We start from the raw sequence: 22,292 nt of genomic DNA, 5'->3' as shown, positions 1-22,292 counted from the left end.
GGAGTGAAGATGGGGAGGCAGAGCCGACCTTCAGTGCCGAGAGGAAAATTATTGCTCTCATCTTCACTGCGACGGACGCTTGACTCGAATCAGCCGGACTCTCAAGGTTTCGGCATTAGAAATTTCCTGATTAATGCGTGTAGCTAGCCTTTCCCTGTCCGGGTCATCTGTACAGACAATGATACCAGCATGCTCGGGCTGTAAGTTGTGCAGGCGGATAAAATCAACTCGATTGAGCGTCAGAACTGCGCGGTCGTTGCTCACTGCGAAGGCTAGCACTTGTTCATCAGGAATTTTAAGTCCTGCGTTTCCTGCTTCCTGTACTGTCAGGACATCGTGCCCAAAAGCCCGCAGGAATTCCACAACCCGCCGTGGGAACTGTTCATCTGCATATAGACGCGCCACTTTTCAAGCTTCCTCATTTTCTCGTATTGCTGTTTCAATCTCATCGGCGTGCGCTTCAGCATAAGCCCAGGCATTCGCCAAGTCTGCGGCACCCAGAGTCGGATAGTCCTGTAGGAGAGCGGCTTCGGAAATTCCTAACCGACGAGCGCTCACGAGCAGCCAAACGGGAATGCGAGTGTTGCCAATACAGGCATTACCCCCACACACGCCGGGGGTTTTTTCAATTCCGGGCCAAGTGTTCGCTAGACTTTGCGCTAATAGCTGTATGGCTTGAATTTTCTCTATCGGGGTGAGGGCAAGCAGTTGCGGTTGCAATTCTTTGAGTGTAATCTTTGCGCTGACTGCAATCATAATTAATGCCTCTGAGTCATGCCACAATTATTCTAGCACTTTCCCGCTCGTGGGGGGTTGGGACGTGGGGGATGGGGTGAGTTCTGGGGCGTTTCTCACCTGACTGCGAGCAAGCCGGTGCGAGTAACGCTATGCTATACTGAAGGCAAATATCACTCCCTATAAATATGCCCAAGTACCTGACTGTAACGGAAGCGCAACAACAGCTGCCAGAGTTGCCGGCGCTCGCTGGCAGATGAGCCGGCAATCATTACTCAGGATGGCAAGCCGGTGATGATTGCCATGAGCTGCGAACAGTTTCAATCTCTGCTGGAAACACTGGAAATTCTCTCCGATAAGGAATTTATGGATCACTTGATAGAGGGAATCCGGCAAGCAAAAGCGGGAGAAACCATCAGTCTGGAAGAGTTAAAGGCGGAGTTAGGATTTTGACAGCAGTGCGAACAGAACGCCGGGAGAGAAACTTGATGCCGGTGGCTGCGGAAAATGCGAAAAAGCACTTGACAACCCATCGGAACAGCAGTATAATAAAAGGGACGCATAACAATAGATAACCCAAGTTGCTACTTAAATCGGCGGAGCCGACAAAGGGGCGTTCCCCACAGTGCACGCAGGCTTCCCGTAAGGGTGGCTGGGAACGAGGGTAAGCCATGATATAGCGGTTATAAATAATGTGGCCAGAAACCGGGTAACTTCGGCGAAACCCGGTTTCTACGCGCCTCACAAATAGAAACGCTATATAATTAATTTGAAAGCAGAGTAGGCGTGGGCGAAGTTTCACCCCTATGCCTGACTCAACATTTCCAAAAACTCCTGAACAACCCTATCCGGTTCTTCCCCGCACCGGCTGGCGTCGCAATGCTGGACAATCCGGATGCCGTGATATTTAAAAAGCCGGTGGAGTTCCTCCTCTTTTACCGGCTCTTGCTGCGATTCCTCGCTATCTATCTGAAGAATCCCCCACTTGCCTTGGTGGAGTATCATAAAGTCAAATTCTTGGTTTTCTCTGCCTTCGGGAGTTGTGAGGCGCAACTTGGGGTTGGGGATGAAGAGGATGCCGGTGCGTTCGAGCGCTTCGGCTATTTTCAGGTGTTCGTCTGAACTCAGGTGATAGCCATTCCAGTAGTGGAGCCGGTTTTCAGGGGTAGATGTACTTTCCTGGCTCTCCGCTTTTTCGGGCTGGATGATTTCTTTTGCTGATTCAGTCTGATCATCAGCTCTTATTGCGCGGTGTACATCGGCTTGACCAAAATCAGCTTCATTTAAGTTTGCGAACAGTCGCGCTCCACTTAGGTTGGCTCCACTGAGATTTGCGCCGGTGAGGTTCACTTCAATCACCAGATTTCGCTGTAAGTTCACTTTAATTCGCCGTGCGTATCGCTTGATGACTGAGTGGAGATTAGCTTTTTTTACTTTTTCGCCAAATGCGTCTGAGAGGAGCTTCCATAATTTAGCAGCGACAGACTTGATATATTCATCATCATATTGAGAGAGTTGAGCAATTTCCTCATAAGACTGTCGCCCTTCCCAACATTGCCGGAAGATTAGCTCTTGAACGTCGTTTAGGCGTTCATCATCTAAGATGGCTTCCACAATGGCCAGTGCTTCGTCAGCAGTCATGGGTCAAATTCCCTGAAAAGTGATGTTTCATCCGGCAGTGATTTAGCAAAGGCCACTGAGGATTGCCATGCCGAGGGCCAAGAGGCGGGAGGTGCCGGTGCCGGTGGAATTCATTGTATCCTACCCCCAGACGCATCTTTCAGGGAAAGTCTAGCACAGCCGGCGCAACTCTGTCACTTTTTATCACTTTTTATCACTTTTTATCCCTGGTAAGGCTGGAGAAATGTTGCTAGAGTGTGAGACAACTACGGGACTTAGGCACATGGAGAGTTTTATCCTGGCTTAGGATGAACGCTGGCGGTCTGCTTAACACATACAAAGGATCTGGCAACCGCTGACCCGAACCGTTATGCCGCAACGCAAAAGGAGAAAGTAATGAGAGCAGGCGAAATCAAACCATTTAACAGTAGCAATGTGGATTCAGCATCAGATGCAGGTGGGATCTACTGCATCTACGATGAAACGGCAGGAGATATGCCTGCCTACCTTGGAAGATCAAAAAATATTCGTCGTAGACTCAACGAACATTTAACTGGTCGTGGGAGCAAAACAATCGCCATGTTAGTAGCTTATGGTCATGACTTGTGGTTTTCATTTGGCTATTCAGATAATCCACATGGCTCTGAGGCAGCGGAACTGGCAAGGCTTTCCCCTGCTGGTAACAGAAAGCGTGAAATCAAGTATTTAGAGGACTTTTAAAGGAACTAGAAGCTGGTGGGTAGACATCATGCCCACCAGTTTTTTGCAAGGTATAGCACTGGTCATTTAGGTCAGGACATGCTAAAATAGTATTAAAGAGGATTTTCCCTCGTTCCCAGCCTCAGGCTGGGAACGCTGTCCAGGAGGCTCTGCCTCCTTCGGGCAAACAAGCAGCATTATTAGCCTAACAGAGTACCACCGGCACCCTCTTCACCCCCCGACTCAAACTCAACCTTATCATAGAGGTCTGCTAAAGAAATTTGGAACTGAACAGAACTTAACGCCAGCACAGCATCTTCCCCCGCCCACTCAGACAACAGCCATTTGTTATCAGCCGTCTTTGAAAACTGTTCGACGGATCTCTCCGACTGCGAAATGAGAAGATATTCCCTAAAACTGGGAATGCTCCGATACAACTTGAACTTTTTCCCCCGGTCGTAATCTTCTGTAGAGTCTGACAGCACCTCGGCAATCATCACAGGATTTGTAATCGTGTCCTTCCGACCCTCAGCAAACTCTAGCTGACCCGACACTACCATCACATCTGGATAGGTGTAGACTCGCTTTTGGGGTATGCACAAGCGCAAGTCGGTCATAAATACTCGGTAGGGCTGCCCTTTCAAAGCCAAATTCAGCGCCCCAGCCAAATTAAGAGCTATCTGATTGTGATTCGGTGTTCCGCCAGTCTTAGGAATTATGTTGCCGGCGCAATATTCGCTCCTGTATTCCGCCGAGGTTTCTAGTTCAAAATACTCCTCAGGAGAGTAGTGGTGCTGCTCTTTATTATCAATCGCACTTTGGGGAATTTCTGTTATAGCCGTCATCTTACAACCCCCTCGCTAGCTCGCACTCACTTCCATTATATAGCGTTTATCTTTGAGTTGTTAGAGCCTAGAAACCGGGTAACTTCTGCGAAACCCGGTTTCTAGAACCGCCTTCTCGTTTTTGGCACAGGGGAGGGGGCGGGGGGAACGCCTGTCCTACGTCCCAAACCCGCCGGCACCGGCATCTCCGGAAGCGCCAGTCAGCTACCGGCTTCCCAGCAACCGACGCCGCCACACCCTCAAAAACGCAAATATTGGAAATTGATAGGACTCCACAACCAGCCAACCAACACAAGCGAGATGGGAGAAAAATGTCAGCCCCGTCCAAAATGCCGGCAGCCAAAACAAGCGACTCCCCGGTAACGGGGGAAAAATATACGCACCGAGCCCAACCAGCATGGGCGGAAAGATCACAAAAGCCAGCGCCGCCACCCAAATCCCCCAACCCAGCTGAGCACCGGCTCGGTGGGCACCTTGCCAAGTGCGACCATTCCAGTGCCATGATAGGGGTAACGAACTATCTGCCATCTTCAGCACCTGTTTTTCCAGGTTCGCCGTGAAAATGTGCCGGCAAAAGTCACAAGCAAACGCCTCCATCAGCGGCATGGCTGAAATCTCACCCTTGCGGCACACAGGGCAGCTGTAAACCCCCTGATAGCTGAGACTATTTGTAGAACGCCCAGTCGCGTCTTTACCGCGCGAAGGCTTGGCGGCGTCGCTGGCATTTCGCTGGACAATCGGATCGCTCATGGCAACCTACCCTGGGGCAGTCGAATTTTTAAGCCTATCAATCTTTTATATCATTTCGGCTTGCAGCAAAAGCCGCAGTGCCGGCACTGTCGGGAAGCCCGGGGAATCCCGAACTTCCGCTCAACGCCGGCACTGCGGTTTTCTTTCTGCCCAACTCCGGTTGGAGAAGGGGCGTATGGCATGAGGCGAACCCGCCGCTATCGCTTCACTTTGCGGCGTGGAAATCCTTAAAGCTGCGGTAGCATTCATCCGGATCGTGCAAGTGGCACCGGTCAGTAATCGTCTTCATCAAAGACCAGGAGAACCGGCACTCCACCAGAGAATCCCCCCACTTTTCTTTGAGAATGCGATGCGCCATCCGCAAATTGTAAGAAGGAATCGCTGTCGAAATGTGATGGGGGATGTGCACGTTGATATCGTGGCAGAAGAATTCCACCCACCGGGGGTAATCGCAGTGAACCGTGCCAAACAGCTGCGCTTGCGCCTCATTCCACTCCTCTGCTGGGGTGAAGGGAATCTCGGGCGCGGTGTGGTGCACCAGAGTAAAGGTGCTCATCCAGAAGTGGTAAACTAGCCAGGGCAGCAGCCAAAATTTGACGAATCCCCAGATGCCGGTGGTGGCGATGAGCAGCGGGAAGCCGATCGCAGCGCCCGCCAGCACAAACAGCGCAGAAAACTTCACCTGCGATCGCTGTTTGCCCTCAAATTTCGTCCAGTCAAAGTGCAAATTCGCCCAGTGGGCTATCGAGGCGAGCCACCAAAACCGCCCCCGCAGCCGCCGGTAGATCCACTGCAACCCGCCTCCGCAACTGGCATACACGTCTTGCTTCCAGGGCTGCCAAGCATTGTCCACCGACAGCTTGTTGGTGTGCTTGTGGTGGTAATTGTGCTGGATGCGCCAGCTATGGAAGGGATAAATCAGCGGCAGCATCATGATATGGCCAACTAAATCGTTCACCCACTTGCGGTTGGCAAATGACCGGTGCCCGCAATCGTGGCCAATCACAAAAAAGCCGGTCAGCGCTGTGCCGGTAAAAATCCACAGGAACGGCAGCAGGAACCAGGGCGCAATGGCCAGCCCCCAGTAGCCCGCGCCAACCAATAAGACATTGATCGCCACTGAAAGCCAAGCTTTGCGCCGGTCTTTCTGAAAGCATTCACGCGGCAGGATTTTTATAATGTCTTTGAGCCGCAAGTCTGAGCCGGTGGGCGCAGATGCCAACTTCTGGGGCGTTACGGTCGATGCAGTCATGAATAAATTAAGATTCTCCAGGTGCTATTCGGACAAGTCAATCAGTGGATTCACGCAAACAGCCTGCTAGCAGTAGGATGGGCAAACAGCACTGCTGGTTACAAAACCTCAACTTTTATATCACAATATTGCTACTGTGCGGTGAATTTTTCCCCAGTCGGCCACCGCGCCCCCCACTTCCGGCGCACCCTGGCCCTCCACCGGCCCGCCCCACCGCCGGTTGCCCCCCAAGGCGTCTAATATAAAGTCCGGTTAATTGACCGCAATATGCGGGAATACGGGGGCCAATTGCTCACACTGGCAGGACAGGCGAGACGCCTGTCCTACGCCTTATATCCATAGGGTACTGATGTCCTAACCTCTGTGGCTAGCGCTAGATAACCAAAATTGTTGCATACCCTTTCTCTATCATATCATCTAAATTGCAATTATCACTGATATATTTAATATCTTTTTATAAAAACTTCCTGGTTTTCATAAAACTCCTTGGATTCTAGATTTGTTCCTCAATCCCAGATGTCCAAGAGTTGTGCGAGAACATTTATACGTTAAGGCAAGTCATTCTGAGTCAGGAGTGAGAGGGTAGAATGATAGGAAAAATCAGCAAGCCCCAGGTATTTATCTATGCTCAAGCCTTTCCGCCAGAAAAATTTTTTTGAATTTGTTGCGCTGTTTTTGGCTGGTTTGGGAATCTTCTTGCTCGTGGAGCCTTTTGAGATTCGCGCCACCCTGGGGAGTCTGGGAGCGGAGGCGGCTCGGGCTGGACTGGAGAGTCTCAAAAACCTCCGCCAGATCGCGGCTTCTGACGCTATCGCTGTTCTATTGCTAGCTGTTAGTGCCGTTTTATTGGTTAATCGCATCCGCTACCGCCTGCAAACCTCAGAGCAATTGGTGAGTTTGAAATGTCCTGCCTGCGGCAGCAAGCTGCACCGAAACCACCGCCAACTTTTCGATCGCTTGATTAATAGCTTCGTGCCGGTGTTTCGCTACAGGTGCGCCAACCGGCAGTGCGGGTGGCAGGGGTTGCGCGTCAAACGCCTCTCTTCTCACAAAGATGCCGGTTGAGAGCTGGGCCCCAACCGGCCCGCAAATATCCAGGACATGCACATTTGACTGCTCCCGGGAACGGGGAGAGGCAGAGAAAAGCTACTGTGCGGACGCGACTGTAGAGTTTCAATCCCGTTTCCGGGATTCAGCTGGTCAAAAATCTTCTCCTCCTACCCCCTGCTAAAATCATTATCGCATTAATATGGGCTTCTTTGCACAACCGGGATGCTCCCCCTGTAGAGACCGAACATGTTCGGTCTCTACACCCTGCAGCCTATGGCGCTTGGTCTTGCCGCTGCTGCTTGAGCGAGCGCAACTGTAGCAATAGAGATTCCACTTCAGCCTGCAAGTGCAGGAACTTGACTTGCTGATCTGCTCTATACGGGGACAACACCTGCTCGACCGGCACAGCTCTGCTGGACGGCGATACCGTTGCATCGAGCGCCCTAGCGGGCTTAGCAACAGTGCTGGGGGCACTGGACAGAGTGGATGCGCGACTTGACATCTCTACTACCTGGCTGGTCATTTCTACTTACTCACACCTTGAGGGCATTTTAACCTGAACTCTAAGTTAAATTGCATCCAATGCTGCAGTTTTCTGCGAATGTGTCAGTTTTCCAAGTGACTGCAATTTTTCCAACCCGCCTGGCACCGGCGCTCCCTTGCCAGATTCTCAAGGTACACTAAAGGCTAACACCGATTCTGTTTGCACCTGAAAGACTAATTACTGTGACTCTCAGTCTGTCCGCTGCTGAATCCCACGCCAAGGGCGCAATCCCGAGTGCGGGCGACCGGCTCGCCGCCCCCAAGGGCTGGCCCGGCCTGATCGAAACCTACCGGCCCTACTTGCCTGTGAGTGAAACCACGCCGGTGGTAACATTGCTTGAGGGCAACACCCCCCTCATCCCCGTGCCCTCGATAGCCCAGCTCGTGGGCAGACAGGTGCGAGTATTTGTCAAATATGACGGACTCAACCCCACCGGCAGCTTCAAAGACCGGGGGATGACAATGGCCATTTCCAAAGCCAAAGAGTCCGGGGCGCAAGCCGTGATCTGCGCCAGCACCGGCAACACCTCCGCCGCCGCCGCCGCCTACGCCAGACGCGGCGGTATGCGAGCCTTTGTCCTGATTCCCGACGGCTATGTGGCCCTGGGCAAGTTGGCCCAAGCGTTGGTCTACGGAGCCGAAGTCCTCTCCATCAAAGGCAACTTTGACCGCGCCCTGGAAATTGTCCAAGAAATGTCCGCCCACTACCCCGTGACCTTGGTCAACTCCCTCAATCCCTACCGCCTGGAAGGTCAGAAAACCGCTGCCTTTGAAATCGCAGACGCCCTCGGCGACGCCCCCGACTGGCTGTGCCTGCCGGTGGGAAATGCCGGCAACATCACAGCATACTGGATGGGGTTCTGTCAGTACCACCAAGCGGGAATCTGCCAGAAATTGCCCCGGATGATGGGATTCCAAGCCGCCGGTGCCGCACCGCTCGTCACCGGCAAGCGCGTGGCCCATCCCGAAACCCTGGCCACCGCCATTCGCATTGGCAACCCCGCCTCCTGGGAGAAAGCCGTCGCCGCCGCCGCCGCCAGTCAGGGGCAGTTCAACGCCGTGACCGACGCCGAAATCCTCGACGCTTACCGCCTCTTGGCCAGCTCTGAAGGCATTTTCTGCGAGCCTGCTTCCGCCGCCTCCGTCGCCGGCTTGCTGAAAGTCAAAGACCTTTTGCCCGCCGGCGCAACCGCCGTTTGCGTCCTCACCGGCAACGGTCTCAAAGACCCAGATACGGCCATCAATCACAGCAACAACCCGCTCAAGCAGGGGGTTGAGCCGGTCTTATCCGAGGTAGCTTCAGTGATGGGATTTTAGACGCCCCCGGCATTTGTTCGCTGCTGCCAGCGGCAAAGTCCGCCGCCCCTTCCTCACTGGTGAGGGCGGCGCGGGCGGCTTTGAGCCGGTCCATCGTATCCCCTAAAGCGATCGTCAAACTGTCGCGGGTTTTGGCGTGGGCGGCTTGCTCCTCTTTGAGGGCAAGAGCCAGACGCTCCACTTCTTGCAGCGCCTCCAAGCGCGAGCTGAGCAATTTTGCCAGTTTGGCTGTCAACTCACCAGGGCCCAGTCTGCCCAACTCTTGCTCGATGGCAGACAAACTGCCGGCATCTTCCTGTTTGGCTCTGGCGGCTTCCCCCTCAAGGCGCTGGATTTCTGCCTTCAGGGATTCGATAGTTTCCTGAGCGAGCTTGGCCTCAGTGCGGCGCTGCTGCGCTTCTGTATTGTAGAGTTCGCGCCAGCGATCGGCGCTGGCAAGAGCCGCATCCCGCTCCTGCTCTCGCTCTGCCAGTTGCTGTTGCAGAGTCTTGATTTCCTCCAACCACTGCGAGAAGTTCTGACTCATAGGAATTTTCAATTTTACTGAGCTGTTGCCGGTGGCCTTGTACCCCGCCCTCCCCCCTGCCTGCGCTTCGGGGAGGGGGAGAAGGCTTGTTGAAACTGGGTGGGAGATGTTATAATTTTATGTTCGTGTGGGAAGGCGAGACGCCTGCCCTACGCCAAAAACGGGGAGAGAGATTCCAGAAACTGGCTGGGAGATGTTATAATTTTAGGCTCGTGTGGGCAGGCGAGACGCCTGCCCTACGCCAAAAACGGGGAGAGAGATTCTAGAAACTGGGTGGGAGATATTAGAATTTTAGGGTTTAATTTTTAGATTCTAAATTGGGGATGAATCGAAAATCGTTCCATCCCAAATCCAATGCCATCTCCCCGCTTTGTCCGTTTTTTTGGCCACCTGAATTTGGCAACCCTGCGGCAAGTTTTTCAGCGTGCCGGCGAGCAGCGGCTGGCCGGCCTGTCCGCTGAAATGGCCTATAACGCCATGTTAGCCCTGTTTCCAGCAATTTTGGCAGTTCTGACGGCCATTGGGCTATTTGAATCCTTGCAGTCCACCCTCAACCACCTGGCGCGCCAGCTGGGCAAGTTCGCCCCCTACGAAGTCCAGACGCTGATTCGCGGGTTTATCAGTGAGATCACCGTCTCGAAAAACCAGAGCCTGTTTTCTATCAGCTTTTTTGGAGCAATTTGGGCCTTTTCTGGAGCCATCAGCGCCGCGATGGCTGCCCTGGATCGCATCTACCTCATTCCCCTAGAGCGGGCGCGACCTTTTTGGAAAGCCAAGCTCGTCTCTCTGGTTCTGAGTGTTGGCACCATCCTGCTGCTGATCGCCGCCTGCGCCCTGGTGTTTGTCAGCGACCTGATCGTGCGAATGGTGGCGGAGGGGAGCTGCCGGCTCGACCCAAATATCAGCTGCAAGCTGGTGCCAACTTTCCTGTCGGTGTGGCAGCTGTTTAGCTGGCCAATTGCTTTGGGCATCGTCTCCGCTGCCTTTGGCTTTATCTATCGCTATGGCCCTAGCTACTGGCGCAAAGGCACGCCGATTATGCCTGGAGCGATTTTGGCCGCAGTCTCTTGGGCGGCGATCTCCGGCCTGTTTCGGCTCTACGTCAGCAACTTCGGCAACTACAACCGGTCCTATGGAGCCGTTGGCGCTGTGATAGTTTTAATGCTTTGGCTGTACTTAAGTTCGTGGGTGATGCTGATTGGCGCTCAGCTCAACGTCACTGTGGGGGAGGCCATGCAGCGGGCCAAGTTCAACTCGGCAATCCTGCCAGACTCTGAGCCATCTGAGGCCAAAGGAGATTGAACTGATATCAAATCCGGCTAACCGCCCCTGATATTTCGTCCCGCTGATTCACCGCCGCCATGCCCCATGCCCGATTGCCCGCCGCCATGCCCCATGCCCCATACTTAGTAGCGCCCTCTCGGGCCATAAACGCGCCAGGCGATGCCGGTGGCGACGGAAAGAAACATTAACATCCAGATCGCCGATCCGGGAATAAACGTCAGAACGCCGAAACCCCTTAGCACCCACACAAGCACTGCTGTCCCCAGGACAATGCCAAAAATGTATGGAAGCATCTCAGTGAAGGAATTGGAGGATCGACTCATGCACTTAACTCCTGGTAAGATCGCCGCAAGTACCCACACCAACGATAGCAGCTCGCCTGCTCCCACTCCAACCCAATCCTGACTTGTCTGAACCTTAAAAGCAACCTTGACGGCTTTCTAAAAATGTTTGGATCGCTTCTGACTGACCCCAGCACTGTGTCACAATATTTTTCTGGCCAAATAAAGCTGTTCCACCGGCAGGTGAGCCACAATTGAGGTAGCTCCCCCGTTTTTTATCCGAAACCCCCTCGCGAGAAACGGGTTAGCAAGAGCGCTCGGAGACAGCCGGCTCGCTCTCCGGAGCAGCGCAATTCCTTTTTAGCTCTCATATCATGTCCTTGAACTGCTGCTACAGCGGATCTGGGCGGAGGATTATAGCAGCAGTCATATTGGTTAGGACACGCTATGGCCCAATTGCCGGCTGCTATATCAGAGGTTAGGGGCGGGTTTATCGGTGTTGTAACTGTGTGGCACTCTTTGTCGGTGTTCCCGCCCCTACATCATGTTAAACCCCAAGTCCTTTCCCTAAGTGCCTACTGCTATAACAGCGCCACTGCCGGCTGCTGGCTGCCCTGACTGAAAGATGTGATGGGCCTTTTACCAAACTTCATATAAAATGTCACCGTTCCAGACTCGATTAAATGAGTTTTATTGGGAGCCACAATGACTGAATTAACTGCATCAAACTCTGCTGATTCGGCTGCCGGTTCAAAGTGGAATCAGGCTGAAATTGCCGCACTCCTGCGAGGGGAGATTTTGCTAAACACTCAATCCCACACGCTCTGGGGGGGGGCGGTGACCGCTTCCATGTACCTGCCTTTGGCGCGAGCGGGAGCTTGGCAGCAGCTCACCGATTACCCCCGCTGGGTGCACTATTTCCCAGATGTCACCCGCAGTGAGGTGTTGGGTTTCAATCAAGGGGCGAAACGTCTCTACCAAGCTGCTACCAAGGCGTTTCTATTTTTGAGCGTTCAGGTAGAAATCTACCTAAAGGTAGTTGAAACCTTGCACCGGCACATCCAGTTCCGGCTGGAAAAAGGCAGCTTTGTGGATTTTGCGGCAGACTTAAAATTGCAAGATTGCCGCACCGGCACGGCACTCACCTACTCGGTGCGGGCGACTCCTACAATTCCGGTGCCGCCGATGTTCATTGAACAGGCGATGCTTCTGGAATTGCCGGCAAATTTGCGGCAAATGCGCCACATTCTCTGCCGGTATTAGTAGAAACCGGGTTTCTGGCCCCACTATTTCGCCGCCAGCAACTCCGCCGGCAAGCGCTTGAAGGCGAGGCGCTCGTTCTCCACATCCACATAGATGGTGTCGCCATCGTTGAACTCGCCGCGCAGGATTGCCTTGGCAATTTGGGTTTCCAGCTCCCGCTGAATCGCTCGCTTCAGCGGACGAGCGCCGAACACCGGATCGTACCCGATTTCTGCCAAAAAGTCAAGGGCTGCGTCGGCAAGTTTCAGAGAAATCTTGCGCTCAGCCAGCCGCCGGTCGAGACGAGCCACTTGCAGTTTAACAATTTGCCGCAGCTCCTGCCGGTTCAAGCCGTGGAAGATGATCATCTCATCAATCCGGTTGAGGAACTCCGGACGGAAATTCGCCCGCATGGCGTCCATGACGCGCTTGCGCATCTCTTCGTAGCGAGACTCATCACCGGCAATGTCCAAGATGTACTGCGACCCGATGTTGCTGGTCATGATGATGATGGTATTCTTGAAGTCTACCGTATGCCCTTGGGAGTCGGTGACCCGACCGTCATCGAGGATTTGCAGCAGCACGTTGAACACGTCCGGGTGAGCTTTTTCGATTTCGTCGAACAGCACCACCGCATACGGACGCCGGCGGATCGATTCCGTCAGCTGTCCGCCTTCTTCGTAACCCACATATCCCGGAGGCGCACCAATCAAACGGGAGACAGCGTGTTTCTCCATGTACTCGGACATGTCAATCCGCACCATCGCCTCTTCTGTGTCAAAAAGATAGGTGGCGAGAGCTTTTGCCAGTTCGGTTTTGCCCACGCCGGTGGGTCCGAGGAAGATGAAGCTGGCGATGGGCCGGTTGGGGTCAGCCAAACCGGCACGCGAGCGCTGAATCGCGTCCGCAACCGCTGTGACGGCTTCCTCTTGACCGACGACCCGCCGGTGCAGTTCGTCTTCCAGGTGCAGGAGTTTTTCTTTCTCCGATTCTACCAGCTTGCTGATCGGAATTCCCGTCCACTTGGAGATAATTTCGGCGATGTCGCCTTCCGTGACTTCTTCGCGCAGGAGGGATTTGCCGGTTTTTTGTGTTTGCGCCAGCTGGGTTTCAGCGGCTTCCAGCTGCCGGTGCAAATCGGTCAGCTTGCCGTATTTCAGCTCAGCAGCGCGGTTGAGGTCGTAGTCGCGCTCCGCTTGGCTTATCTCGACATTAACCCGGTCAATCTCTTCTTTAATGTTCTGAATTTTGGTAATGACGTCCTTTTCAGACTGCCACTGGGCGCTGAGGGTTCGCTGCTCTTCTTTGAGATTGGCGAGGTCTTTTTCCAGGCGCTCCAGTCGCTCGTGGGAAGCGGGGTCGCTTTCTTTTTGCAGCGACAGCTTCTCCATTTCCAGCTGGAGAATCTTGCGGTCGATTTCGTCGAGTTCTTCCGGTTTGGAGGTAATTTCCATTTTCAGCCGGGCGGCGGCTTCATCCACGAGGTCAATCGCTTTGTCGGGGAGGAAGCGATCGCTAATGTAGCGGGAGGAAAGGGTGGCTGCTGCGACGAGAGAGCTGTCAGAAATTTTAACCCCGTGGTGGACTTCGTAACGCTCTTTCAGACCGCGCAGAATGGAGATAGTATCTCCCACGCCCGGCTGATCGACGTAGACTTGCTGGAACCGGCGCTCTAATGCCGCATCTTTTTCCAGATATTTGCGGTACTCGTCGAGGGTGGTTGCGCCGATGCAGCGCAGTTCGCCCCGCGCGAGCATGGGTTTGAGCAGGTTGCCGGCATCCATTGCGCCTTGAGTCGCGCCGGCACCTACGACGGTGTGGATTTCATCGATAAACAGGATGATTTGCCCGCGAGAGTCGGTGACTTCCTTGAGCACGGCTTTCAGGCGCTCTTCAAATTCACCCCGGTATTTGGCACCGGCAATCAGTGCGCCCATGTCCAAAGCGATCAGCTTGCGCTCTTTCAGGGATTGGGGAACGTCGCCGCTGACAATCCGCTGGGCTAGCCCTTCCGCGATCGCTGTTTTACCAACTCCTGGTTCGCCAATCAGCACCGGGTTGTTCTTGGTGCGGCGGGAGAGAATTTGAATCGTGCGGCGAATTTCGTCATCCCGTCCGATTACGGGGTCGAGTTTACCCTGGCGGGCGGCTTCTGTCAAGTCGCGGCCATATTTTTCCAGGGCTTGATATTTGCCTTCTGGATTTTGGTCGGTCACTTTTTGGCTCCCCCGGATTTCTTCAATGGTAGTTCTGAGCTTCCTTTCGTCTATTTTAAATTCTTGGAATAAGCTTCTGCCAAAGCGCTCGTCTTTGGCATACGCCAGCAGCAGGTGCTCGATAGAGATGAATTCGTCGCCGTAGTCTTTGCGGTACTGATCGGCCCGGTCGAGCAGGGTGTCGAGGCTGCGCCCCAGGTAGACGGAACTGCCGGCACCGCTAATTTTGGGCTGCCGGTTGATGTAGTCGCCGGTGCGATCGCGCAGTCGCTGCACGTCAGCGCCCAGTTTGTTGAGGACGCTGGTGGCGAGCCCGTCTTGCTCCAGCAGGGATTTCATCAGGTGCTCGCTTTCCAGCTGTTGCTGCTGGGCTTGTTTGGCGATGTCTGGGGTGCGGACAATCGCTTCCCAGGCTTTTTCGGTAAATTGGTTGGGATTGGTTGGTTGCATAGTCGCTCTGGTTGAGGAGTTAGGGGTTTAGGGGGTGGGGGTGGACAGGCGGGACGCCTGTCCAACGTCGGGGGTGGGGGCGGGGTGGCGCGGAAAAAGGTAGTGATTTTGTATAACCTCTTGAAGGTCATTGTAGGGAGATAGGGGCGATTGCCTGGATCGGTGTTTGCGGCTTTTGAGATGGGTATTGCCGTCCTCTGTCAGGCTTCCGGCTCAATTCCCAACGCCCGCAACTGCGCCGCTAGACGTTCAGCCCGCTGCCGCTCCTGTTCAGCCCGCTGCCGCTCCTGTTCAGTCCGTTCGTGACCCGTTAATAAGAGATTGCCTTGGGAATCCCACCAGCGCAGCCAAGGCAGGGTGAGATTTTGATATTGACCTTGCCAGATGCCCAATTCAACTCCCAAGAAGGGGATGGGGTAGTGTCCCCGCTCGTTAGCCTCTAGGACTTGATAGAAGCCATCTACCAGGTGATACACCTCAACACTTGCTTTTTTGACTTCATAAATGCCGTAAAAAGGAACTCGGATTACTTGTTCGTAGACCCAAAATTTGCCGCATTTCTGCCCTTTTCCATTCTGAACGGCGGTAATGGGGGTTCTGTCTCGCTCTTCTGTTCCATCTCCAGAAACAAATTCTAAGACAATCAGCGGGGCGAGAAGTTCTTGCCACAACACATAAGACCGCCGGAATTCACCATTTAGTGTTGGCGGTACATTGGGCACATAGAACCAGTCTGGCGCTTCTGCCCCTTTCTCCGGCGGGTCGGTCATGCGCCAGTAGATACCAGAATCTTGACCGATGCAATACTGACCGTCGGGATGGACCTGCCGCAAAATGGGCTGCAGGGAGTCAGTCAGCAGAATACTTTGAGGGTGTTCTTGGAAGTTTTTCACAAAGGTGCCATCCGATTCTGGTAGCTGGGTGTGATCTGGAAGTTGGCCGGTTAAGTCTGCCTGGATGATGGTAGAGGTCATAGTTGTGGGGGAAACTGTGTTCTTATTTTATTGTAGGGGAGAGGAGGGGATGGCCTTTTGTGGGGCCGGCGCACATGCCCTATGGGGATGGGGCATGGGGCATGGGGCATGGGGCAAAAGAATCAATCTGGGCATCCGGGCATCCGGGCATCCCCAATGCCCAATACTCAATGTCCTGGGTTATAATAGACTCAATCTGCTGATTCCTTGCCGTTACCTGCTGGCATAACTTATGAGTACATCTGTGCGGACTATTCTCAACTCGTTTGAACTTCTCAGCCCATCTGAGAAGTGGGAAATCGCTTTAGAGATTCTCAAACGCACTCTCAGCTTTGATTTTCCCCCTTTAACAGATGAAGAACTGGCTCAGAGCGCCGAGGAACTCTTTCTAGAACTCGATATGAGGGAGCTGTCAGATGAGCAATCCTAATCGGGGGGAGGTGTGGCTGGTCGATCTTGGCTATGCAGCCAAAGTCAGACCGTGCCTTGTGGTTAGCATTCCTGTGTTACAGGAAGATCGCGCCTTGGTTACTCTAATCGCCCACACAACAAGCCCACGACAATCGAGGTTTGAGGTAAAGGTAGAAGTTAGCTTTCTTCGCGCCGGCGTCTTTGACGTGCAAAATATGCTTACAGTTCCTCGCGCCAAAATGATAAGAAAATTAGGGTCGCTAACCCCAGAGCAGTTATCTGCCATAGAAGCTGTGATAAGGCTGTGGCTTGGACTTAGCAATTACGAGCCAGATAGCGAAGAGTAGACAGCAGCGGTTCGCTAATATTCTATCCGCCTGATTAATTGGAAAACCTACCCCCCCTAACTCCTCCTTCCATTAAAGGCAAGGGGGCTGGGGGGTTAGGTTTATTACGATCAATTAATCAGATGATAGAATCCCATCGCTCGGAGCGGGTTTATAAAGTAATTGTTAAGACCTCGAGAGGGCCAGAAACCAGATTTTTTCTGCAGTCAAGCTGAGTTTTACCGCTGACCCAGCACAAAAAACCCGGTTTCTTGTGGGTTCAAGAAGGGGGAAGCACACCCGGCGCGGCGCGCACCGGCTCTTGACACTTGCTCGGTTCCATGCCACAGCTTCTCACCCAATGCTCCCCCCCGCAGGGGGTTCCCAGGGTGCGATCTTAAAAATCCTTACAGGTTTAGCTTGACAGCCGCTATCAAATGTGATATGTGGCGGTTCTCAGTTGGATGCACTATGGCCCAGAAACCCGGTTTCTTAAAGAAACCGGTATCCTCTCAGGACTGGGGCACCGGCACCCCCAACCCCCACGATCCCCAGGCCCCCGCCTGTAAAGGCTTGGGAAAAAATTCACAATTATTTACAAAAATCCCAAATCAGTTTGCCAACCCCGACCTGAGGGTGCGAGCTAACCAAAGTTTTCCGCCACAGCCCCCGAAAGTCGAGGCCAATTGGAGTTATCGCGGCGCTGCACCAGGGGGGCTGCGAGGCTCTTGTAAGCCAGAATCCAGCACCGGCAGGACTTCTGAGCCGCTGCCGGTGAGGCTGTACGGCTTGCTGCTCGGACTTTTTTGCTTTTCGCACATATTTTTATAAATTAAATGAAATAAAGTAACTTTTTAGGGTTTTTTAAGACTGCTAGAGCCAAATAGGCGGGAAAAAATGGTAAAGTTGATCGTATGGACCAAAAAAGTCTGGTTTAAGCCCCGCTCCATCTGTTGAAGCCCTGTTTTTTGCTGCGAAGTTAGACAATAATGCGTTCAGAGGCGAGAGCGCGCGCCACCCACAGCCAGCTGTGGGGGAGCGCAGCCGGCCCACTCGCAGACAGAAAATAGAGATCCGAGTTTTCAGAAGCAAGCATTCAGGAGAACACAAGGGTGAAACTCGCAGTTTACGGAAAAGGCGGAATCGGTAAATCCACAACCAGCTGCAACATCTCGGTGGCGCTGGCGCGTCGCGGCAAGAAAGTGCTGCAAATCGGCTGCGATCCAAAGCACGACAGCACGTTTACCCTGACCGGCTTCCTGATTCCCACGATCATTGACACCCTACAAGCCAAGGACTACCACTACGAAGACGTCTGGCCCGAAGATGTGATCTACAAGGGCTATGGCGGGGTGGATTGCGTGGAAGCGGGAGGACCCCCTGCCGGTGCCGGCTGCGGCGGTTATGTGGTGGGCGAAACCGTGAAGCTGCTCAAAGAGCTCAACGCCTTCGACGAATACGACGTAATTCTGTTTGACGTGCTCGGGGACGTGGTGTGCGGCGGGTTTGCGGCACCGCTGAACTATGCCGACTACTGCATGATTGTCACCGACAACGGGTTTGACGCCCTGTTTGCCGCCAACCGGATTGCGGCATCCGTGCGCGAGAAAGCCCGCACCCACCCGCTGCGCCTCGCCGGCTTGATTGGCAACCGCACCTCGAAGCGGGACTTGATCGAGAAGTATGTGGAGTCCGTTCCCATGCCGGTGCTGGAAGTCCTGCCGCTGATTGAGGACATTCGCGTCTCCCGCGTCAAGGGCAAGACGCTGTTCGAGATGGCCGAGAGTGACCCCTCCCTCAACTATGTCTGCGACTACTACCTGAACATCGCCGACCAAATTCTGGCCCGTCCTGAGGGGGTTGTGCCCAACGATTCCCCGGATCGGGAGCTGTTCTCGTTGCTGTCGGACTTCTACCTCAACCCGGCCCAGCCCAAGGTGATGAGTGAGGAGGAAGAGCTAGACCTGATGATGGTGTAGACTGACCTGCGCTATTCCGGGCCTCCAAGATCGGGGTAAGCGAGGGTTGCTGAATTGGCTAGTATGATTCAGGACGACACTGGGCGTCCAGACCAAAAGAATCATATTTTATTCCAGCAACCCAGGGGAGGGAAAATTTAATCCTGGATTTCTTGCGCAATCTTACAAAACGTGATAGAAGACAGACCGATCTGAGAAATTGACAGAGGCCCCGGTCAGCTCCGAACAGGCAAATCGCGACTTCAATTACCGCGCTTATTTTTCTGCCAACCTCCCTTGACTTCCGACACTGTTGCCTTGGCTTTGTGAAAAATAAGGTGTAAAACGGCGAGAGCGATGCAGGGTAGGCGCACTACCAGTTCAAACGTTCAAAATGTCCACACCCGCTGGGGTGGCTCTAAAGTTTTCCACTGTCCTAGCTGTGGATTTACGCGCTTCGCGGGACAGGAAAGGTGCTGCATGGGATTTTCCTGAAAGCTTTGCGGGATACCGCCTCTATCACTTTTACCGGGGAAGCGTGCTATCGTTGCATTGTCCGGGAATACCTCGGATAATGTCGCGTAAATGTATCAGACACTATGGCTTTTTTTGAAGACTTCACATCGGCGCTAAAGCAACAGTGGTTGCAGTACTACCAAGCCAATCATGATTGGTTGAGCCTGCATATGAGGTCGGCATCTGTTAAAACACCCGATGGTGGCCGGCGTCCCCCTTCTTACTTCATCCTGGGAGCCATGAATGCGCTCGAACCGAAGCTAGCGCAGCTGATGTTGCCCTTTTCCAGGCTGAATCCAGATGCAGAGACGCTGATAGATGTTTTGGGCCTGAATTTTGACCCGGACATAGCACTGGGCAACCCACCGGCACCGGAAGCACCGGCAGACCGTCAAGCCCCACCGGCACCTCCGTCACCCTTTCTGGTAGCGTCGGCAGGAGCGCCGGCAGCGCCGGCACCCTTTGCGCCGGCAGTGCCGGCACCACAAGTCACCGGCGAAACGTTTTTCTCGCCAACTGTCCCGCAAGCTGCCCCGCAAGCTGTCCCGCAAACTGTCCCGCAAACTGTCCCGCAAGCTGTCCCGCAAGCTGCCCCGCCAGCTGCCCCGCCAGCTGCCCCGCCAGCTGCCCCGCCAGCTGCCCCGCCAGCTGCGCCACAACCGGCACCGGCAGTAGCAGATCCCTTTGCCCTGGCTGACGAGACGCCTTCTGCGCCGAGTCCAGAGAAGTTCTCTGGGCTCAAAGCAGCAGCCATCGGTGCGGCTGGGGTGCTCGGGGTAGCCGGTGCGGTAGCGGGAACGGCGGCGCTCGTGAATGCGGCGACAGCCGGTCGGGAAGAAGAGCCATCCGGCGAGCTGGAGGATATGGATCTCGGCACTGACTTTGGTGAGGAGCCATCCGACGAGCTGGAGGATATGGATCTCGGCACTGACTTTGGTGAAGAGCCATCCGACGAGCTGGAGGATATGGATCTCGGCACTGACTTTGGTGAAGAGCCATCCGACGAGCTGGAGGATATGGATCTCGGCACTGACTTTGGTGAAGAGTCTGCCGCTGACTTTGAAGCAGAAACCTCCGACGAGGATTTCGGCGATCTCGGTGGCGATCTCGGTGAGGAGTCTGCCGCTGACTTTGAAGAAGAAACCTCTGACGAATTCGGCGATCTCGGTGCCGATTTCGATGAAGAGTCTGCCGATGACTTTGCCGACGAAAGCAGTGATGAGTTCGGCGATATGGGACTCGGCGATCTCGATGAAGAGTCTTCTGATGAGCTGGATGATATGGGGTTGGGGGACCTGGATGATGCCATGTCTTCAGACCTCGGGGAAGAGTCAGCCGATGATGAGTTTGACGATCTGGCTTTCGATGACGGGAGTGAGGAGCCCTCGGACGAGCTGGATGATGACCTCGAAGCGCTAGCGCGGGACGAGTGGGCTTCCGACGACGAAGATTCAGAATTTTCTAACTTGCTGTCGGATTTGTAATAGCTTGTTCAGCCTTGATTTCCTGCAGCCAATATTAAGGAGAAAAAAATCCGCCATGACTGTTGCTCAACCAGAAGCCCTAAATTTTGAGTGTGAGACCGGCAATTACCACACGTTTTGCCCGATCAGCTGTGTGGCTTGGCTTTACCAGAAGATTGAAGACAGTTTCTTTTTGGTAATTGGCACGAAGACCTGCGGCTATTTCCTCCAAAATGCAATGGGGGTGATGATTTTTGCAGAACCTCGCTATGCAATGGCGGAGTTGGAGGAAGGGGATATTTCGGCTCAGCTGAATGATTATGAAGAGCTGAAGCGCCTGTGCTTGCAGATTAAGCGCGACCGCAACCCGAGCGTGATTGTTTGGATCGGCACCTGCACCACGGAAATCATCAAGATGGACTTGGAAGGGCTGGCTCCTAAGCTGGAATCTGAGATCGGCATTCCGATTGTGGTGGCTCGCGCCAACGGTCTGGACTACGCTTTTACGCAAGGGGAAGATACGGTTCTGGCGGCGATGGCTGCTCGCTGTCCAGAAAAGGCTCCCGAAGTGGAGAAGGAAAAGCGCGGTGGGATTCAGCAACTGCTCAACTTCGGCAAGAAGAAGGAAGATGTGGTAGCAGAAGAGTCGGAATATGTCAAGCACCCGCCGCTGGTTCTTTTCGGTTCGCTGCCAGATCCGGTGGTGACTCAGCTGACGCTGGAGTTGAAGAAGCAAGGGATTAAGGTTTCTGGCTGGCTTCCGAGCAAGCGCTACACGGAGCTGCCGGTGATTGAGGAGGGGTATTTTGCTGCCGGTGTGAATCCTTTCCTCAGCCGCACGGCGACGGCGATGATGCGCCGGCGCAAGGCCAAGTTGATTGGCGCTCCCTTCCCGATTGGGCCAGATGGCACGCGGGCTTGGATTGAGAAAATCTGCTCGGTGTTCGGGATTGAGCCGAAGGGTTTGCAGGAGCGGGAGGAGCAAATCTGGGCGAGTTTGGAGGATTATATCCAGCTGGTTCGCGGCAAGTCTGTCTTTTTTATGGGGGATAATTTGCTGGAGATTTCTCTGGCTCGGTTCTTGATTCGCTGCGGCATGACTTGCCCTGAAATTGGGATTCCTTATATGGATAAGCGCTATCAAGCTGCTGAGCTGGCGTTGCTGGAGCAAACCTGTAAGGAGATGGGGGTGCCGGTGCCCCGGATTGTGGAGAAGCCGGACAATTACAATCAGATTCAGCGGATTTATGAATTGAAGCCGGATTTGGTGATCACCGGCATGGCGCATGCCAACCCGCTTGAGGCGCGGGGGATTAATACTAAATGGTCGGTTGAGTTCACTTTCGCTCAGATTCACGGTTTTACGAATGCGCGTGATATTCTGGAGTTGGTGACTCGTCCCCTGCGCCGGAATAACAGCCTGAAGGATTTGGGTTGGGCAAAGTTGGTGAAGGATGAGGCGAAGGTGTGAGCCGGTCGCCAGCAAAGGTGAGATGCGGGCACCGGCGTTCTGGCGGGCACAGGCGAGACGCCTGTGCTACGTCCTACTTTCGTTAAGCTCGTTGCCAACAGGGAGGCAGAGCCTCCCTCTTTTGCTGCCGCAGGTTCAATGCAGGACAGCTTATAATATTTGTAGGGGCGAGCCGGTGCGTTATTAGTGTCAACTTAAGCTGTGTCCCGTAGTCTCTGGGCGGTTGAAACCGCCGCTATACAGACAAAACCCGCCTGCGCGGGTTTTAAAAGTCCCGCTCTTCTCTTAAGTCCGCGTAGGCGGACTTGGTTTGTGTAGCCGCGATTTCCAATCGCCGGGAGCTTAAGTTGACACCAATGGCCG

The 22,292-nt window shown here is 54.0% G+C and carries 25 protein-coding genes; 12 read left to right on the top strand and 13 right to left on the bottom strand.

Annotated elements, in window-relative coordinates:
* Positions 1-63 precede the first annotated feature (63 nt).
* A complete protein-coding gene (locus OSC10802_RS0107605) occupies positions 64-405 on the bottom strand; it encodes a DUF5615 family PIN-like protein (protein ID WP_017716193.1) in 342 nt (113 codons plus the stop codon).
* A 3-nt stretch (positions 406-408) separates the two neighbouring features.
* The gene (locus OSC10802_RS0107600) at positions 409-756 is read right to left on the bottom strand and encodes a DUF433 domain-containing protein (RefSeq protein ID WP_017716192.1); all 348 of its coding nucleotides are present in this window, start codon (positions 754-756) and stop codon (positions 409-411) included.
* 273 nt (positions 757-1,029) lie between these two features.
* Between OSC10802_RS0107600 and OSC10802_RS52670 the strand changes: the two genes are divergently transcribed.
* On the top strand, positions 1,030-1,188 hold the full coding sequence (locus OSC10802_RS52670) for a hypothetical protein (RefSeq protein ID WP_017716191.1): 159 nt from the start codon (positions 1,030-1,032) through the stop codon (positions 1,186-1,188).
* A gap of 351 nt (positions 1,189-1,539) precedes the next feature.
* Here OSC10802_RS52670 and OSC10802_RS0107590 read toward each other — a convergent pair whose 3' ends face one another.
* On the bottom strand, positions 1,540-2,376 hold the full coding sequence (locus OSC10802_RS0107590; RefSeq protein WP_017716190.1) for a pentapeptide repeat-containing protein: 837 nt from the start codon (positions 2,374-2,376) through the stop codon (positions 1,540-1,542).
* Positions 2,377-2,751: 375 nt separating this feature from the next.
* On the opposite strand from OSC10802_RS0107590, the gene OSC10802_RS45995 reads away from it, so the two are divergent.
* On the top strand, positions 2,752-3,075 hold the full coding sequence (locus tag OSC10802_RS45995) for a GIY-YIG nuclease family protein (protein WP_026098256.1): 324 nt from the start codon (positions 2,752-2,754) through the stop codon (positions 3,073-3,075).
* Between the two features lie 179 nt (positions 3,076-3,254).
* On the opposite strand, the gene OSC10802_RS0107580 is transcribed toward OSC10802_RS45995, so the two are convergent.
* The 3 genes from OSC10802_RS0107580 to OSC10802_RS0107570 form a co-directional block, all read right to left on the bottom strand.
* Positions 3,255-3,899, bottom strand: a complete 645-nt coding sequence (locus OSC10802_RS0107580) for a Uma2 family endonuclease (protein WP_017716189.1) — start codon at positions 3,897-3,899, stop codon at positions 3,255-3,257.
* Positions 3,900-4,103: 204 nt separating this feature from the next.
* Positions 4,104-4,649, bottom strand: a complete 546-nt coding sequence (locus OSC10802_RS39115; protein WP_017716188.1) for a hypothetical protein — start codon at positions 4,647-4,649, stop codon at positions 4,104-4,106.
* A 205-nt stretch (positions 4,650-4,854) separates the two neighbouring features.
* Positions 4,855-5,901, bottom strand: coding sequence for a fatty acid desaturase (locus OSC10802_RS0107570; protein WP_017716186.1), 1,047 nt, complete (start codon positions 5,899-5,901; stop codon positions 4,855-4,857).
* 21 nt (positions 5,902-5,922) lie between these two features.
* On the opposite strand from OSC10802_RS0107570, the gene OSC10802_RS49105 reads away from it, so the two are divergent.
* On the top strand, positions 5,923-6,141 hold the full coding sequence (locus OSC10802_RS49105) for a hypothetical protein (RefSeq protein WP_155967440.1): 219 nt from the start codon (positions 5,923-5,925) through the stop codon (positions 6,139-6,141).
* Positions 6,142-6,525: 384 nt separating this feature from the next.
* Positions 6,526-6,966 (top strand): hypothetical protein, encoded by a 441-nt coding sequence (locus OSC10802_RS0107560; RefSeq protein WP_017716184.1) that lies wholly within the window; start codon positions 6,526-6,528, stop codon positions 6,964-6,966.
* 256 nt (positions 6,967-7,222) lie between these two features.
* Here OSC10802_RS0107560 and OSC10802_RS0107555 read toward each other — a convergent pair whose 3' ends face one another.
* Positions 7,223-7,474 (bottom strand): hypothetical protein, encoded by a 252-nt coding sequence (locus OSC10802_RS0107555; protein WP_017716183.1) that lies wholly within the window; start codon positions 7,472-7,474, stop codon positions 7,223-7,225.
* Positions 7,475-7,677: 203 nt separating this feature from the next.
* On the opposite strand from OSC10802_RS0107555, the gene thrC reads away from it, so the two are divergent.
* A complete protein-coding gene (gene thrC, locus OSC10802_RS0107550; protein WP_017716181.1) occupies positions 7,678-8,811 on the top strand; it encodes a threonine synthase in 1,134 nt (377 codons plus the stop codon).
* Here the strand turns inward: thrC and OSC10802_RS39110 are convergent.
* On the bottom strand, positions 8,756-9,337 hold the full coding sequence (locus OSC10802_RS39110) for a hypothetical protein (RefSeq protein WP_017716180.1): 582 nt from the start codon (positions 9,335-9,337) through the stop codon (positions 8,756-8,758). The genes thrC and OSC10802_RS39110 overlap by 56 nt on opposite strands.
* A gap of 354 nt (positions 9,338-9,691) precedes the next feature.
* Between OSC10802_RS39110 and OSC10802_RS0107540 the strand changes: the two genes are divergently transcribed.
* Positions 9,692-10,639, top strand: coding sequence for a YihY/virulence factor BrkB family protein (locus OSC10802_RS0107540; protein WP_017716179.1), 948 nt, complete (start codon positions 9,692-9,694; stop codon positions 10,637-10,639).
* A 104-nt stretch (positions 10,640-10,743) separates the two neighbouring features.
* On the opposite strand, the gene OSC10802_RS0107535 is transcribed toward OSC10802_RS0107540, so the two are convergent.
* Together OSC10802_RS0107535 and OSC10802_RS55485 are read right to left on the bottom strand one after the other, a co-directional pair.
* Complete coding sequence (locus OSC10802_RS0107535) at positions 10,744-10,944, bottom strand: hypothetical protein (RefSeq protein WP_026098254.1); 201 nt, start codon at positions 10,942-10,944, stop codon at positions 10,744-10,746.
* A gap of 539 nt (positions 10,945-11,483) precedes the next feature.
* Positions 11,484-11,606 (bottom strand): hypothetical protein, encoded by a 123-nt coding sequence (locus OSC10802_RS55485; RefSeq protein WP_255349124.1) that lies wholly within the window; start codon positions 11,604-11,606, stop codon positions 11,484-11,486.
* A 1-nt stretch (position 11,607) separates the two neighbouring features.
* On the opposite strand from OSC10802_RS55485, the gene OSC10802_RS0107530 reads away from it, so the two are divergent.
* Entirely contained in the window at positions 11,608-12,165 is a 558-nt protein-coding gene (locus tag OSC10802_RS0107530; protein ID WP_017716177.1) for an SRPBCC family protein, read from the top strand.
* A gap of 23 nt (positions 12,166-12,188) precedes the next feature.
* Here OSC10802_RS0107530 and clpB read toward each other — a convergent pair whose 3' ends face one another.
* Together clpB and OSC10802_RS0107520 are read right to left on the bottom strand one after the other, a co-directional pair.
* Positions 12,189-14,810, bottom strand: a complete 2,622-nt coding sequence (gene clpB / locus OSC10802_RS0107525; RefSeq protein WP_017716176.1) for an ATP-dependent chaperone ClpB — start codon at positions 14,808-14,810, stop codon at positions 12,189-12,191.
* A gap of 200 nt (positions 14,811-15,010) precedes the next feature.
* A complete protein-coding gene (locus tag OSC10802_RS0107520) occupies positions 15,011-15,784 on the bottom strand; it encodes a Uma2 family endonuclease (RefSeq protein ID WP_017716175.1) in 774 nt (257 codons plus the stop codon).
* Positions 15,785-16,016: 232 nt separating this feature from the next.
* On the opposite strand from OSC10802_RS0107520, the gene OSC10802_RS0107515 reads away from it, so the two are divergent.
* Positions 16,017-16,214, top strand: coding sequence for a hypothetical protein (locus OSC10802_RS0107515; protein WP_017716173.1), 198 nt, complete (start codon positions 16,017-16,019; stop codon positions 16,212-16,214).
* Positions 16,201-16,542: a type II toxin-antitoxin system PemK/MazF family toxin gene (locus tag OSC10802_RS0107510; protein ID WP_017716172.1), complete on the top strand. Its 342-nt coding sequence runs from the start codon at positions 16,201-16,203 to the stop codon at positions 16,540-16,542. Before OSC10802_RS0107515 ends, OSC10802_RS0107510 begins: the two co-directional genes overlap by 14 nt.
* 671 nt (positions 16,543-17,213) lie before the next feature.
* On the opposite strand, the gene OSC10802_RS55480 is transcribed toward OSC10802_RS0107510, so the two are convergent.
* Positions 17,214-17,342 carry a hypothetical protein gene (locus tag OSC10802_RS55480; protein ID WP_255349123.1) on the bottom strand — a complete coding sequence of 43 codons (129 nt, stop codon included), beginning with the start codon at positions 17,340-17,342 and terminating at the stop codon, positions 17,214-17,216.
* 291 nt (positions 17,343-17,633) lie between these two features.
* Here OSC10802_RS55480 and bchL point away from each other — a divergent pair, with 291 nt between their 5' ends.
* The 3 genes from bchL to OSC10802_RS0107480 all read left to right on the top strand — a co-directional run bounded on the left by bchL (position 17,634) and on the right by OSC10802_RS0107480 (position 21,929).
* Entirely contained in the window at positions 17,634-18,500 is an 867-nt protein-coding gene (gene bchL, locus OSC10802_RS0107490; RefSeq protein WP_017716168.1) for a ferredoxin:protochlorophyllide reductase (ATP-dependent) iron-sulfur ATP-binding protein, read from the top strand.
* 578 nt (positions 18,501-19,078) lie between these two features.
* Positions 19,079-20,479, top strand: coding sequence for a DUF5331 domain-containing protein (locus tag OSC10802_RS47455; RefSeq protein WP_017716167.1), 1,401 nt, complete (start codon positions 19,079-19,081; stop codon positions 20,477-20,479).
* Positions 20,480-20,534: 55 nt separating this feature from the next.
* The gene (locus OSC10802_RS0107480; RefSeq protein ID WP_017716166.1) at positions 20,535-21,929 is read left to right on the top strand and encodes a ferredoxin:protochlorophyllide reductase (ATP-dependent) subunit N; all 1,395 of its coding nucleotides are present in this window, start codon (positions 20,535-20,537) and stop codon (positions 21,927-21,929) included.
* The last annotated feature ends 363 nt before the right edge of the window (positions 21,930-22,292 follow it).

Source organism: Kamptonema formosum PCC 10802, from assembly GCF_000332335.1.
Taxonomy (GTDB): domain Bacteria; phylum Cyanobacteriota; class Cyanobacteriia; order Cyanobacteriales; family Oscillatoriaceae; genus Oscillatoria.
This window is presented reverse-complemented; position numbering and strand designations above follow the sequence as displayed.

What these genes read in the sequence shown, in the direction of transcription:
- OSC10802_RS0107600 (WP_017716192.1), bottom strand. Translation starts at nt 756, where the DNA reads ATGATTGCAGTCAGCGCAAAGATTACACTCAAAGAATTGCAACCGCAA.
- OSC10802_RS52670 (WP_017716191.1), top strand. Translation starts at nt 1,030, where the DNA reads ATGATTGCCATGAGCTGCGAACAGTTTCAATCTCTGCTGGAAACACTG.
- OSC10802_RS0107590 (WP_017716190.1), bottom strand. Translation starts at nt 2,376, where the DNA reads ATGACTGCTGACGAAGCACTGGCCATTGTGGAAGCCATCTTAGATGAT.
- OSC10802_RS45995 (WP_026098256.1), top strand. Translation starts at nt 2,752, where the DNA reads ATGAGAGCAGGCGAAATCAAACCATTTAACAGTAGCAATGTGGATTCA.
- OSC10802_RS0107580 (WP_017716189.1), bottom strand. Translation starts at nt 3,899, where the DNA reads ATGACGGCTATAACAGAAATTCCCCAAAGTGCGATTGATAATAAAGAG.
- OSC10802_RS39115 (WP_017716188.1), bottom strand. Translation starts at nt 4,649, where the DNA reads ATGAGCGATCCGATTGTCCAGCGAAATGCCAGCGACGCCGCCAAGCCT.
- OSC10802_RS0107570 (WP_017716186.1), bottom strand. Translation starts at nt 5,901, where the DNA reads ATGACTGCATCGACCGTAACGCCCCAGAAGTTGGCATCTGCGCCCACC.
- OSC10802_RS0107560 (WP_017716184.1), top strand. Translation starts at nt 6,526, where the DNA reads ATGCTCAAGCCTTTCCGCCAGAAAAATTTTTTTGAATTTGTTGCGCTG.
- OSC10802_RS0107555 (WP_017716183.1), bottom strand. Translation starts at nt 7,474, where the DNA reads ATGACCAGCCAGGTAGTAGAGATGTCAAGTCGCGCATCCACTCTGTCC.
- OSC10802_RS39110 (WP_017716180.1), bottom strand. Translation starts at nt 9,337, where the DNA reads ATGAGTCAGAACTTCTCGCAGTGGTTGGAGGAAATCAAGACTCTGCAA.
- OSC10802_RS0107540 (WP_017716179.1), top strand. Translation starts at nt 9,692, where the DNA reads ATGCCATCTCCCCGCTTTGTCCGTTTTTTTGGCCACCTGAATTTGGCA.
- OSC10802_RS0107535 (WP_026098254.1), bottom strand. Translation starts at nt 10,944, where the DNA reads ATGAGTCGATCCTCCAATTCCTTCACTGAGATGCTTCCATACATTTTT.
- OSC10802_RS0107530 (WP_017716177.1), top strand. Translation starts at nt 11,608, where the DNA reads ATGACTGAATTAACTGCATCAAACTCTGCTGATTCGGCTGCCGGTTCA.
- clpB (WP_017716176.1), bottom strand. Translation starts at nt 14,810, where the DNA reads ATGCAACCAACCAATCCCAACCAATTTACCGAAAAAGCCTGGGAAGCG.
- OSC10802_RS0107520 (WP_017716175.1), bottom strand. Translation starts at nt 15,784, where the DNA reads ATGACCTCTACCATCATCCAGGCAGACTTAACCGGCCAACTTCCAGAT.
- OSC10802_RS0107515 (WP_017716173.1), top strand. Translation starts at nt 16,017, where the DNA reads ATGAGTACATCTGTGCGGACTATTCTCAACTCGTTTGAACTTCTCAGC.
- OSC10802_RS0107510 (WP_017716172.1), top strand. Translation starts at nt 16,201, where the DNA reads ATGAGCAATCCTAATCGGGGGGAGGTGTGGCTGGTCGATCTTGGCTAT.
- OSC10802_RS55480 (WP_255349123.1), bottom strand. Translation starts at nt 17,342, where the DNA reads ATGTGCGAAAAGCAAAAAAGTCCGAGCAGCAAGCCGTACAGCCTCACC.
- OSC10802_RS47455 (WP_017716167.1), top strand. Translation starts at nt 19,079, where the DNA reads ATGGCTTTTTTTGAAGACTTCACATCGGCGCTAAAGCAACAGTGGTTG.
- OSC10802_RS0107480 (WP_017716166.1), top strand. Translation starts at nt 20,535, where the DNA reads ATGACTGTTGCTCAACCAGAAGCCCTAAATTTTGAGTGTGAGACCGGC.